8 protein-coding genes are annotated in these 13,099 nt (G+C 70.8%); 5 read left to right on the top strand and 3 right to left on the bottom strand.

All coding sequences use genetic code 11. The features are described 5' to 3' along the window. Window positions 1-64: 64 nt before the first annotated feature. The gene (locus QMO56_RS23195) at window positions 65-457 is read right to left on the bottom strand and encodes a DUF302 domain-containing protein (protein WP_283529628.1); all 393 of its coding nucleotides are present in this window, start codon (window positions 455-457) and stop codon (window positions 65-67) included. 136 nt (window positions 458-593) lie between these two features. On the opposite strand from QMO56_RS23195, the gene QMO56_RS23200 reads away from it, so the two are divergent. The 5 genes from QMO56_RS23200 to QMO56_RS23220 all read left to right on the top strand — a co-directional run bounded on the left by QMO56_RS23200 (window position 594) and on the right by QMO56_RS23220 (window position 7,593). After that, window positions 594-2,126 (top strand): multicopper oxidase family protein, encoded by a 1,533-nt coding sequence (locus tag QMO56_RS23200; protein ID WP_283529629.1) that lies wholly within the window; start codon window positions 594-596, stop codon window positions 2,124-2,126. Next, on the top strand, window positions 2,116-2,457 hold the full coding sequence (locus QMO56_RS23205) for a helix-turn-helix transcriptional regulator (RefSeq protein ID WP_283529630.1): 342 nt from the start codon (window positions 2,116-2,118) through the stop codon (window positions 2,455-2,457). Before QMO56_RS23200 ends, QMO56_RS23205 begins: the two co-directional genes overlap by 11 nt. Window positions 2,458-2,626: 169 nt before the next feature. Continuing rightward, complete coding sequence (dsrO, locus tag QMO56_RS23210) at window positions 2,627-3,349, top strand: sulfate reduction electron transfer complex DsrMKJOP subunit DsrO (protein WP_283529631.1); 723 nt, start codon at window positions 2,627-2,629, stop codon at window positions 3,347-3,349. After that, the gene (gene nrfD / locus QMO56_RS23215) at window positions 3,346-4,488 is read left to right on the top strand and encodes an NrfD/PsrC family molybdoenzyme membrane anchor subunit (protein WP_283529632.1); all 1,143 of its coding nucleotides are present in this window, start codon (window positions 3,346-3,348) and stop codon (window positions 4,486-4,488) included. The genes dsrO and nrfD overlap by 4 nt, the downstream gene beginning before the upstream one ends. Window positions 4,489-4,491: 3 nt before the next feature. Beyond that, the gene (locus QMO56_RS23220) at window positions 4,492-7,593 is read left to right on the top strand and encodes a molybdopterin dinucleotide binding domain-containing protein (RefSeq protein ID WP_283529634.1); all 3,102 of its coding nucleotides are present in this window, start codon (window positions 4,492-4,494) and stop codon (window positions 7,591-7,593) included. Window positions 7,594-7,750: 157 nt separating this feature from the next. On the opposite strand, the gene QMO56_RS27040 is transcribed toward QMO56_RS23220, so the two are convergent. Together QMO56_RS27040 and QMO56_RS23235 are read right to left on the bottom strand one after the other, a co-directional pair. Further along, entirely contained in the window at window positions 7,751-8,566 is an 816-nt protein-coding gene (locus QMO56_RS27040) for a hypothetical protein (protein ID WP_408906548.1), read from the bottom strand. Between the two features lie 406 nt (window positions 8,567-8,972). Continuing rightward, the gene (locus QMO56_RS23235; RefSeq protein ID WP_283529635.1) at window positions 8,973-12,413 is read right to left on the bottom strand and encodes a DEAD/DEAH box helicase; all 3,441 of its coding nucleotides are present in this window, start codon (window positions 12,411-12,413) and stop codon (window positions 8,973-8,975) included. Window positions 12,414-13,099 lie beyond the last annotated feature (686 nt).

The raw sequence follows: 13,099 nt of genomic DNA on the forward strand, positions 1-13,099 counted from the left end.
CATGCGGGCCAGCGTGGCGGGCAGGGTCGGCATGGGTCTGCCCTTCTCCCTGATGCGGCGCGGCTCAGCCGGTGGCCTCGTCGACGGCCCGGCGCAGCAGATCCCGAACCTCACCGGCGGTCTCCGCGAGGCGCGGGTTGCTGACGGCTTGCATGGAGGCGACCGGGTCCACCGCTGCGGCCTCAACGGTGCCGTCCTCGCGCTCGCGCACCACGACGTTGCAGGGTAGCATCGTGCCGATCAGCGGCTCAGCCTCGAGCGCCCGGTCGGCCATCCGCGGGTTGCAAGCCCCGAGGATGCGGTAGGGGGGCGTCTCCTTCCCGAGCTTCTTCCGCAGGGTCGCCTGCACATCGATGTCGGACAGCACCCCGAAGCCGTGCTGTCCCAGGGCCTCGGTGGCGGCAGCGACCGCGCGGTCGAAGGGCAGGCCGGTCGTCCGGGCGTGGCAGTAGGACATGCGGACCTCTTAACTTTCAAAGGTTGTGAGGAAACCGCCAGGGGCTGTGATGGTTTCCTGCCGCATGCAGCGAGCGCCGCCAAAGCCAGCCCCGAAACATCGGCGGGGCTTGAGGCAGACGAACAGGATCTCGAACTTGGCCATCCTCCCGACGCGCCGTTCCCTCCTCGCCGCCACGACGCTGGCTGGCTTCCTGCCGGCGATCCATTTGCGCCCGGCGCGATCCGCCGAACCGCAGGCGCTGCGCATCCCCGAACTGATTGACGCGCGCCGGCAGGGCCAGTCGGTGGCGCTGCGCGCGCAGGCCGGGCGCACGATCTTCTTCCCCGGCGGGCCGGCGAGCCGCACGCTCGGCTACAACGGCAGCTATCTCGGCCCCACCATTCGCGTGCACCGCGGCGACGAGGTGGAGGTGGCGGTCGCCAACGCGCTTGGCGTGGGCACGACCGTGCACTGGCACGGCCTGCTCGTCCCGGGGCCGCTGGATGGCGGGCCGCACCAGATGATAGCGCCGGGCGCGACCTGGCGGCCGCGCCTCCCCATCCGGCAGCCCGCGGCGACCCTGCTCTACCATTCCCATGTCCATGGCGGCACGGCCGAGCAGGTCTATGCCGGCCTGATGGGCCTGCTGCTGGTCACTGATGAGGAGGAACGGGCGCTGGGCCTGCCCTTCGACTACGGCGTGGACGATATCCCCGTGGTGCTGCAGGACCGGCAGTTCGAGGAGGGCGTGCTGGTGCTGCCCGGGGGCATGCCGGCGATGATGCTCGGCCGGCGGGGCGACACCATCCTGGCCAACGGCACGCCCGACGCGGTGGCGCGCCCGCCGGCGGGGCTGGTCCGGCTGCGCCTTGCGAATGGCGCCAATGCGCGCCTCTTCGACCTCTCCTTCGAGGACGGCCGCGCCTTCCACTGGATCGCCAGCGAGGGCGGCCTGCTGGAGCGCCCGGTCCCGCTCCGCGCGATCCGCCTCGCTCCGGGCGAAAGGGCGGAGGTGCTGGTCGACCTCTCCGACGGGCGCCCGGTGGCGCTGCGCACCGCGCCGGACACCAACCTGCCGATGATGGGGATGATGGCCCGGATGGGCGGTTTCGCCCCGAACATGACCGGGGAGGGCCAGACCGTCCTGCGGCTCGAGCCGCGATTGACCGGGCAGGCCGCCCCGGCGAGGATTCCCGGGCGCCTCGTCTCCCGCGAGCGGTCGGATCCGTCGCAGGCCGTGCGCCGCCGCCGCGTCGCCCTCACCATGGGGATGGGCATGGGGGGCATGATGCAGGGGGAAATGGGCGGTGGCATGATGGGCCGCCGCGGCATAGGCGGCCCCGGTGGAGCCATGGGCGGCATGCACGGCATCAACGGCCGCCCCTTCGAGATGGGGCGCATCGACGCCCGGATCCGCCTCGGCGATGTCGAGATCTGGGAAGCGTCGGGAGAGATGATGGCGCATCCGCTGCACATCCACGGCGTGCATTTCGAGGTGCTGGGCCGGGACGGCGGACCGGCCGACCCGCGGGACCAGGGGCTGCGCGACACGGTCCTGGTGCGCGGGCCGACCGAGCTGCTGGTGCGCTTCACCCAGCCGGCACCGGACCACGCGCCCTTCATGCTCCACTGTCATGTGCTGGAGCACGAGGACAACGGCATGATGGCGCAGTTCGTTGTCGCCTGACGCGGAAGGCGGGCCGACCGCGCTCGCCGAGAGCGACGCCAGCCACGTCCTCACGGAAGACGCGCAGCGTGCGGCGGACTTCCTGAAGACGCTGGCGAACCCCTGGCGGCTACGCATCCTCTGCGCGCTGGCCGAGGGGCCGCTGGCGGTCGGCGTGCTCGCCGCACGGATCGGCGCGCGCGAGGGACTGGTCAGCCAGCATTTGATGCGCTTGCGCGCCGAGGGCCTGGTCCGCGGCGAACGTAACGGCCACAACGTGACCTACAGCCTCACGAGCGGGCCTGCGGCTGAGGTGATCGCCGTCCTGCACCGAGCATTCTGCGCCCGCTGAACTGGGCGCTGCGCCACAGCGAGGTGTGAGCCGAAGCTCACCCGCCCTCTGCCTCCGCGCGTGTCGGATGACGTGCTGCGCGAAGGCGGCATCCCCCTTGATCCACATCAACGTTCACCCCCGGCATCCCGGCTATTTCAGCATCGCCTGATGTTAGGGGGCTTTTCTTATGTCCGTTTCGCGCCGGTCGTTCTTCTCCGGCCTGTCTGCCTCCCTGGGGGGCGCTGTCGGCGCGGCCGAGGCTGCGACACCCGGGATCCGCGCCCAGGTCGGCGGCCCGCGCTGGGGCATGGTAGTGGACACGGCCAAGTGCATCGGCTGCCAGGCTTGCACCGTCTCCTGCATCATGGAGAACGCGGTGCCGGAGGACAGTTTCCGCACCATCGTCTCCACCTACGAGGTGCGCGAGGGCGACCGCACCGCCATGGTGATGCTGCCGCGGCTGTGCAACCACTGCGAGGATCCGCCCTGCATCCCGGTCTGCCCGGTGGGCGCGACCTATCAGCGCGCCGACGGGATCGTGGTGGTGAACGCCGATGCCTGCGTTGGCTGCGCCTATTGTGTCCAGGCCTGCCCCTACGACGCCCGCTTCATCAATCACGAGACGCAGAAGGCCGACAAGTGCACCTTCTGCGCCCATCGCGTCGATGCCGGGCTGCTACCCGCCTGTGTCGAGAGTTGCGTCGGCGGCGCCCGCATCTTCGGCGACCTCAACGACCCGGGCAGCACCGTCAGCAGGCTTCTCGCGAAGAACGAATCCAAGGTCCTGAAGCCTGAAATGGAGACCGGGCCGCGCGTCTATTACCTCGGCCTCGATGACGCATTCTTGGGCAAGGTCGAGGCGGAGCCGACGCTGTGGCATCCCTCCCATAGGCAGGAGGCACGGTCGTGAACCCCGTCGTCGAGGTCCTGAACGTCACCCGCGAGGCGGCTTGGCTGCCCTGGGCGGTGCAGTATTTCTTCCTGATCGGCCTCTCGGTCGGTTGCTTCCTGCTGACCCTGCCGGGTTTCGCCTTCGCCCGCCCGGCCTGGCTGCGCCTCGCCCGCCTCGCCCTCATCGGCGCGCTGGTCTGCGGCTTCGCCGCGCCCGTCGCGCTGCTGGCCGACCTGCACCAGCCGGGCCGCTTCTGGCGCTTCTATGCCCATCCCAACCTGAACTCCTGGATGGCCTGGGGCGCCTTCTTCATCCCCGGTTATCTCGGCGGCCTCTGCCTCTATGCCTGGGCGGCGCTTCGCCCCGGGCTTGCCACCGCGCCGGCGCCGGCGCGGGCGGGGCTGCTGCGCCGCGCCTGGCGCCTCGCCGCGCTGCCCTGGCTGCCGCCTCTGCCGCGGCTGCTGCCGCTGGCCGCCGCCTGGGCCGCCGGCTTCGCCGCGCTGGTGCTGCTCTACACCGGCATGGAGGTGATGGTGCTACGCGCGCGCCCGCTCTGGGCCACGCCCTTCTTGCCGGTGCAGTTCGCCGTCACTGCGCTCGCGGGCGCCATCGGCCTGGTGCTGGTGCTGGACCGGCTGCTGCCACCGCGCGACCGCGGCATGGAGGCGGTGCTGAACCGGCTGCTGGCCCTCTCGCTGGCCGCGGCGCTGGCAGTGGGGGGCGCCTGGCTCGCCACCGGCCTGCTCGGCCTGGATGCCACGCACGCGGCGGCGCTGGCGAGCGTCGCGCATTCGCCGGAGTGGCGGGTGACCGCAATCTGGGCCGCACTCGCCGCGGCGGTGCCGGCGGCGCTGGCGTTGTGGCGGCCGGCGGGCACCGGCTGGCTGTCAGGCCTGATCGCCCTGCATGCCGCCTGGATGTTCCGCTGGACCGTCTTCATTGGCGGCCAGACCGTGCCGAAGACCGGCGCCGGCCTCTACGCCTACCACCTGCCGCTCGGGCATGACGGGCTGCTTGGCATCCTCGGCACCGGCGGCTTCTGTTTGTTCCTGCTGATCGCGCTGACTGCGCTGCTGCCCTGGGAGGCGGCGGGCCCCGCCCGCGCCGCCGAGGCCGCCGCCGCGCCTGTCACCCCTGCCGCGCCCGGGAGGGCCTGAACCGTGACCCAACGCCGTGACGTCCTGAAGGCCGGCGCCGCCGGCGCCGGGCTGGTCGCCTTCGCCACTGGTTATTCCGAGACCGCCCGCAAGGTGGTGGAGGGCGTGGCCGGGAGCCTGGCGCCGAAGCCGGCCAATGCCGCGCCGAACATTCATGGCCGCTCCCTGCCGCCCGAATTCCGGGTGGACACCGCGACCGGTGCGGTGACGCCGAACCCAGGCCAGCAGGTCAGCTACACCATGTGCCTGGGCTGCACGACCCTCTGCGGCGTGCGGGTGCGGGTGGACAAGGCCAGCGGCCGCGTGCTGCGGGTGGCGGGCAATCCCTACAGCCCGCTCTCCACGGACCCGCACCTGCCCTACGAGACCCCGGTCCGGGAGAGCTTCGCCGCCCTGTCGCGGCATGAGGAGAAGGGCTTGGCTGGTCGCTCCACCGCCTGCGGCCGCGGCGCGGCCGTGCTGACCCAGATGGACAGCTCCTCCCGCATCCTGATGCCGCTGAAGCGCGTCGGCCCACGCGGCGCCGGGCGGTGGGAGCCGATCTCCTTCGCCCAATTGGTGCGCGAAGTGGTGGAGGGCGGCGATCTGTTCGGGGAAGGCCATGTGGACGGCCTGCGCGCGCTCCGCAGCATGGAGCCGATCGACCCCTCGGCACCGGAGCTGGGCCCGAAGGTGAACCAAGTGGCCATGCTCTACGCGACCAACGAGGGGCGCGAGAGCTTCGCCCGCCGCTTCATGCAGCAGGCCTTCGGCAGCATCAACTTTGCGGTTCACGGCGCCTATTGCAGCGGCTCCTACCGGGCCGGCTCGGGCGCGGCCTTCGGCAATCTGCGGCAGATGCCGCATGCCAAGCCGGACCTGGAGAACGCCGAGTTCGTCATCTACTGCGGCACAGCCCCGGCCAACGCCGGCAATCCGTTCAAGCGCCAGGGCTGGCAACTGGCCAAGGGACGGCGGGACGGCGGGCTGCACTACGTCGTCATAGATCCGGTATTAGGCAATTCGGACAGCCTAGCCGCCCGCGACCGCGGTCGCTGGATCCCGATTCGCCCGACGACGGACGGCGCGCTCGCCATGGCCATGATGCGCTGGATGATCGAGAACCGGCGCTGGAACGAGGCCTATCTGTCGCAGCCCTCGGCCAAGGCGGCGCAGAAGGCGGGCGAACCGTCCTTCAGCAACGCCACGCATCTGGTGGTGGCCGAGCCCGGCCATCCGCGCGAGGGCCTGTTCCTGCGCGCCTCCGACATCGGCCTGCCGTTCGAGGGCAAGCGCTATGGCGAAGAGGACAGTCCGGTCGCTGCCGATCCCACGACCGGCGAACTGCGCCCAGCCGAGGCGATGGAGGGTCCGGCGGTGCTGCTGCACGACGCTGTGTCCGATATCGGCGGCCAGCCGCTGCGGCTGCGCTCGGCGGCCGACCTGCTGCGGGAAAGCGCCTTCGCCCATACGCTCGACGAGTATGCAGCGATCTGCGGCATCCCGGCCGAGACCATCGCCGGGCTGGCGCGCGAGTTCACCAGCCATGGCCGCAAGGCCGCGGTGAACACCCATGGCGGCACCATGGCCGGAAACGGCTTCGCCAGTGCCTTCACGCTGGTCACGCTGAACACGCTGATCGGCAACCTGCACTGGAAGGGCGGCACCTTCCAGGGCGGCGGCGGCTTCCCCGAAGCCGGCCCCGGCTCGCGCTACGACTTGGCGAAGTTCGACGGCATGGTGCAGCCGCGCGGGGTGACGCTGTCGCGCAGCAACCAGGCCTACGAACGCTCCTCCGAGTTCAGGCGGAAGCAGGCGACGGGGCAGGCCTATCCGGCCGAGCGCCCGTGGTATGCGGCCGGCACGCCGCAACTCGCCAGCGAGTGGCTCGTCAGTGCCCTTGATGGGTATCCCTATCTCCTGAAGGCGCTTTTTGTCTGGGGCGCCAACCCGATCTACGGCGTGCCCGGCTTGCGCGCCCAGGTGGACGCGGCGCTGCGCGATCCGAAGCGTCTGCCGCTGGTCGTGGCGATCGACCCCTTTATCAACGAGACCGGCGCCTATGCCGACTACATCGTGCCCGACAGCCTGCTCTACGAGAGCTGGGGCTGGGCGCAACCTTGGGGCGGCGTGCCGACGCGCGCCTCCACCGCGCGCTGGCCGGTGGTGGAGCCGAAGACCGCGAAGACCGAGGCGGGCGAGCCGATCGGGCTGGAGTCCTTCCTGATCGCCTGCGCCACGGCGATGGGCCTGCCGGGCTTCGGCCCGCGGGCCATCAAGGACAAGGACGGCAATCCGCACCCGCTGGAGCGGGCGGAGGACTGGTATCTGCGCGCCGGCGCCAACATCGCCTTTGCCGGCCAGTCGGTGCCGAACGCGCCGGAGGAGGAGCTGGAGCTGGTCGGCCTAGACCGGCTGCGCAGCGCCCTGGAAGCGACCCTGAAGCCGGAGGAATGGCGCAAGGTCGCCTATGTGCTGGCGCGCGGCGGCCGCTACCAGGATGCCGCCGAGGCCTTCCAGGGCGAGCGCTTCGCCGGCAAGCCGATGCGGATGCTGCACCTCTACAACGAGCAGGTGGCCGCCGCCCGCAGCGCCGTCACCGGCCGTCGCTTCCCGGGCGTGCCGGGCTGGACGCCGCCCGCCTTTGCCGACGGCACGGCGATGCGCGCCCGCCACCCGGAGGTGGAGTGGCCGCTGCTGCTGGTCAGCCAGAAATCGGTGCTGGTGAACAGCTATGCCATCGGTGCCGACCGGCTGCGTGGGCTGAAGCCCGACAACCCGGTGGCGATCCATCCAGAGGACGCGGCGCGTCTCGGCATCCGCAGCGGCGAGCGCATCCGCATTCAGACCCCGGGCGGGACCGCCGAGGCTACGGCCATCCTGCGCCGCGGTGTCATGCGCGGCGTGCTCGCGGTGGAGCATGGCTTCGGCCACCGCGAGCTCGGTGCCCGGGCGCATGAGATCGGCGGCGTTCGGCAGCAGGAGCGGCCGGGCCTCGCCACCGGGGTGAACCTCAACGACCTCGGCATCCCGGATCCGTCGCGGCCCGGCTTCTCGGTCTGGCTGGACCCCGTGGCCGGCACCGCCGTGCGCCAAGGCTTGCCGGCGCGCATCGCCAGGGCTTGAGAGAAGACGGCCGGGACGGGCACTGTCCCGGCCATCCGGCCGTGCCGGGACGACATGTCCCCGGTGGAGCACCATATCATGGGCGGTCAGCCTTCGATGGCTGAGCGGGTTACCAGAGCCGCCCAGCCTGGGCTGCCGAGTAGGAACCTTCAGCCCCTCACGGCGTCAGATCCGCTCCACCCGCTTTGTGGTTGCAGTGGCGGCCCTCAGCCTGGAGCAGGGCCGTAATCCGGCGGTAGCCATATCGCCCGTACTGCCGCCCCGGGCCAATGAGGTGATCAGCGGCATCATCCACGTGTCGCGTTCCGATGGTCGCTGGGTTGATGCGCCCGCCAGCTATGGTCCGCACAAGACGCTCTAGATAGTCTGTTCGCAATCGCCAAAACGGCTGGCCTTCTCCGTTCGGGCCGGTTGGAACGACGTAGCGGATCTCGACGTGGCCATTGGTAACGATGACCCGGTCGACCAGCAGTTCAAGGAGGACGCGCTTACGGTCGAAATCGGCGTCGGCCAAGCCTGCCCGGAGGCGGCGGCAGAAGTCTTTGGCATGGGCGGCGAGCTGAGCAGCCTGGTCATGCTGCATGGCATCCTGTCGGAGCGCCTGCTCCTGGGCGTCGAGGGCCAGGAGACGGCGCTCCACGTCACGCCGTCGACGTTCGTATTCCTCCAGGGTCAGCACGGCAGCCAAGTAGGCTTCGGTGAGCCGCTCCAGTTGTTGGCTCAGTGTTGCCCGGCCGCGGCGGAGGTTGGCTTGGCGGGCCTGCAGTTCCTGCGGCAGCCAGTGCCCACCCCGAGCGCGCTCCATGGCGTGGGTGACGATCTCAGGCGTGGTCAGCACCTTGCACAGGTCCTGCCAGACCAGATCCTCCAGCGCGCGTGCCGGAATGTAGCGCGCTGAGCAGCGTTCACCAGGCACCATCAAGCGCATCTGGGTCTTGGTCCGGCAGAGATAGTAATCGTTGTTCAGCGACAACCATCGTGACCGGCACGACCGTCTCGATCCGGGATGGGGGTGGGGTGCTGGCCGCTGCGGGCCGGTACGCGAAGGATCTCTGTCGCCAAACGGAGGTCCCAACGTGCCGGGCAAACCCGTCACTGGACTTGCGTCGGTGGAGTGGAGAGGCATTGGATCGGCTGGCGGCCATTTTCGCGGCCCCGGCCGCCCCTGTGCCATCAGCACGTCAATCTGCCACAGCTTGCTGACGGTCTCTTCCGCAGCATGCCACGTCCTGGCCGTTGCAGTGCCCTCCCCATGGTTGAGGACCCGACTTCAGGAAGGCCTCCTTTTCAGGAGGTGGACCGATCTTGCCATGCCACGACCCGTACCCTGTCAGGATGACGGCGCAAATGTGCGAGGGATCCCTGCCCGAAGCCGGCCCTCAGGGATCCACGGGCGCGAACAGCGCCTCGAGGTCTGCCTCGGTCACGTCGAGGGTGACGCCGGGGCCGGCGCCGAGGATGCCGGCGACGATCGCCTGCTTGCGCGCCTTCAGCATTTCCATCTTCCGCTCGATGGTGTCTTCGGTGATCAGCCGGTGCGCGAAGACCGTCCTCTCCTGCCCGATGCGGTGCGCCCGGTCGGTGGCCTGGTCCTCGACCGCCGGGTTCCACCAGGGGTCGTAGTGGATGACGGTATCGGCGGCGGTCAGGTTCAGCCCCACGCCGCCCGCCTTGAGGCTGACCAGGAAGAGCGGCACCTCGCCGGCCTGGAAGCGCCGCACCGGCGTCGTCCGGTCGCGCGTCTGCCCGGTCAGCTTGACGTAGGGCATGCGCGCGCGGTCGAGTTCGGTCTCGATCAGCGCCAGCATGGTGGTGAACTGGGAGAACAGCAGGATGCGCCGGCCCTCCTGCAGCAGGGCCGGCAACATCTCCATCAGGCGCTCCAGCTTGGCCGAGCGCGCCCTGGTGGCCTTGGCCGTGGTGAGTTTCAGCAGCCGTGGGTCGCAACAGGCCTGCCGCAGCTTGAGCAATGCGTCCAGGATGATGATGCCCGAGCGCGCCAGCCCGCGCTCCGCGATCGCCTGGCGCACCCTGGCGTGCATGGCCAGCCGGATGCTCTCGTAGACGGCGCGTTGCCCGGCTTCCATCGTGGTCGCCTCAACGATCTCCATGCGGGGCGGCAGGTCGGCAGCCACCTCCGCCTTGGTCCGCCGCAGCAGGAAGGGTGCCACCCGTCGGGCCAGCACGGCTTGCCGTGCCGTGTCGCCGCCGCGCTCGATCGGCGCCCGCCAGAGCCGCCCGAAACCCTGCCGGTCGCCGAGAAAGCCCGGCATCAGGAAATCGAACAGCGACCATAGCTCGCCCAGGTGGTTCTCCAGTGGCGTGCCGGACAGGCACAGCCGCTGCCGCGCGCGCAGCCGTCCGGCCAGCTTCGTGGTTCCGGCCTGCGGGTTCTTGATCGTCTGCGCCTCGTCGAGGACCACCACGTGCCAGTCCTGCGCGGTGAGCGCGGCGTGGTCGCGGGTGAGCAGCGGATAGGTGGTGAGGACCAGGTCGTGCGCGCCGATCCGGTCGAAATGCCGCCCGCGCTCCCGGCCGTGCAACGCCAGCACGCGCAGACCCGGCGCGAAGCGCGCCGCTTCCGCCTGCCAGTTGGCGACGAGGCTGGTGGGACAGACTACCAGCGCCGGCCGGTCCAGCCGGCCTGCCGCCTGCTCGATGGCGATGTGCGCCAGGGCCTGCACCGTCTTGCCCAGACCCATGTCGTCGGCCAGCACGCCTCCCAGCCCGGTGGCACGCAGGAACTGCAGCCAGTCCACGCCCCGGGCCTGATAGGGGCGTAGCACCGCCGTGAAACCGTCCGGCAAGACGGCCGGCGGGATGCCCCCGGTGTCGCGGAGTTGACGGCCCAGCGCGCGGAGGGCCTCGCCGCCTTGCCAGACGACACCGCTCGCTGCACTGGCCGTCTCCAGCAGGGCGAGGTCGGCGGCATGCGCGCGCGGCAGGCGCAGGCGGCCATCGGCCAGTTCCACATCACGCCCGGCGAAGAGTTCCAGCAGCACCGCCAGGAACTCGCGGAGCCGCGCGCCGGGCATGGCGAGCAGCCGGCCATCGGCCAGGGGAAGCAGGAAGGGAGTATCGCCCTCACCCTCCGCCGGGCTCTCCGTCAGCCGCGAGGCGTCAGGACCTGCTTCGCAGAGGAGGTCGAGTAGCGCGGGTAGCAGGTCAACCCGCTCGCCATCCACCATCACGCCGAGGCCGATGTCGAACCAGTCAATCCCGGAGCCCTCGTGGACCTCCGCGATGACGTCGCCCGAAGCCTCGGCCAGCTGGAGCGGGAAGTCCTCCGCAACCTCGATCGTCCAGCCGGCGGCGCGCAGGGCCGGCACCTCGTGCAGCATCACGTCGATCCAGACGCCGGGGTCCGGGTCCAGCGGCAGCCATGCGTCGGCCTGCGCATGCCGGGACAATGAAAGGATCAGGCTGCCGAGGCGGTCGAACTCCAGCTCCTGCAGCCGACGGGCAGCTGCGGCTTCGGCGGCGCGGTCACGGATGACGCGGTAGAGTTGTCCGTCCTGCAGGACGGTTGACGCAGCGCCGGAGGCATCCGGCAGCCGGACCGGCCCGTACTGGAAGGAGAGATGCGCCAGAGGCAGCCGAACCGGTGCGGGCGTTACCCGCCCAAGCAGGCCACTGTGGCGCAGCGGCGCATGCGGGTCGAAGGGCAGCTCGCCGGAGGTCAGGCAGAGATGGGGAACCGGGGGGGCCTGCAGGTCCTGCGGCGGCGGCAGTTCCTGCGGCGATGGCAGCGGCCGGTCCGGCAGGCGGCGGGCCAGCTCGGCCTGCACATGGCGGGCCGCCTCCGGCGGCAGGGGCGGCGCCGCGAGCAGAGCGTGGGCGAGACGGGGCGGCAGGTCCAGCTGCACCGGCCCGATCCGGCTGGCCGCGGTGTCCAGGTACCAGGGTGCGGCCAGCCGTAGTGCCTGCAGCCCTGCCGGCAGACCGAGATCCAGGTGCTGCGCCCCGCTCTCGGACATGCACCAGGCCAGCTGGGCAGCGACGGACGGTCCTTCGCAAAGGACCGGGCCGTCATGCCTGCCCCAGCGGCCGCGGCCCGTGGCCAGGATGCGGCGCAGCGTCTCGATGAACTCCTCGCCGCTCTCGCCCGTACTGCCCAGGGCGGCGAGACGGCGGATGATGCGGCGATCGGAAGGGCGCAGGAAGCGGGGCTGCTGCGCCGGGTGCAGGAGCTGGGACGGCGTGTAGTGCTTCGTCCGGCCCGACAGGGTTCCGTCGCGCTTCAGCTCGGTTGAGACCAGCTCCACCCCGAGACCGCCCAAGCCTGGCTCGGGCCGCAGGACATAAAGGAGGCGCCGGCGGATGGCAGGCGGGTAGTCCTCGCTCTCCTCCTCGCCGGCGGCCTCGACCCGGTTCAGCCAGGCGGCGATCGCCGGCGATACGCTTCCGGCCGGGACAGCGCTGTGCTGGCCAGACCCTGGAGGCCAGAGGGATGCGGAAGCCGGGCGCGCCATGCCCGGGAAGGGTGAAAGCGAACCCCTTGCCCTCTCCGCTTCGACAGCATCCTCAGCGCCGGCCGACGGCTGCTCCCGGCAGGCGAACAGCGCGGCCGCCACATGCTTGCAATTGAAGCCAATCGGGCAGGTACAGGTGCCGCTGATCACGACGCCGCCGTCGCGGCTGCGACGGAGATGCACGGTCTGCTGATAGGGTCTGCGCGCGCTGCCGCGAACCTTGGCGCTGAGCAGGCGGCCGTCAGGCGAGAGGAAAGCCGCTTCCCGCCGGGCGGACCAGTATTCCAGGCCGGCCTGGAAGGCGTTGCGGGAGACGGCCTGACGGATGTCCTTGTCCGTGATGTGCACCCCGGCTCACTCCGCTCCTCCGACCCTGGCAGCTTCACTGATACCGCCCCGACGGGCGACCAGCCAACCGGGAGCGATCCGGCGAGAGGCCCGCCGGATAGCCGGCGGAACCGGTTCCCGTCGGCCGGGTGATCTCGGCCAGGGCATGTCCGGGCCTCTTGATGCGGTGCCACGAACGGAACAGGGCGGTCGCGGGGAGATCACCCCACCCGACTTACCCCGACTTGCCTTCCTTACCCTACCCGACATCCTGAGCGGTGGCCGGAGTTCCGCCGCGCCTGAGGACGCCAGCGCAGCCGCCTCCGTTGCCCCCGCATCCGCTGCGGCAGTGGTCGGACTGGAGGGGCGGAAAGTCGGGACAGGTTGGCTCCAGGTAGGGGCCTTGGACGCAAAAAGAACCCAACTTTGATCCGGCCCGACCCGAGCAGCCGGCCTGCCGGGACGCTCCGGGCGATGAGACCGGAAGCGCCCCCCGCATCCGGGCGCGCACGGCTTCGACTGCTCGAGTTCCAACCTCTCCTCCCGCGCCAGTTCGAGCCCGGCCATATAGGTGGACGCGAGGGCGGCCCGTCGTTTCAAAAGGGCCTGGGGCTGATCGAGAAGGACCGCCGGCAGAAAAAACGATAGAAGCCCGCTCTCCGGATGGTCGGCCAGCCGGCGGCGGATCCGCGCCAGCGCCGCCGGCG

The sequence above is a fragment of the Roseomonas sp. E05 genome (genome assembly GCF_030063475.1).
Lineage (GTDB): Bacteria > Pseudomonadota > Alphaproteobacteria > Acetobacterales > Acetobacteraceae > Pseudoroseomonas.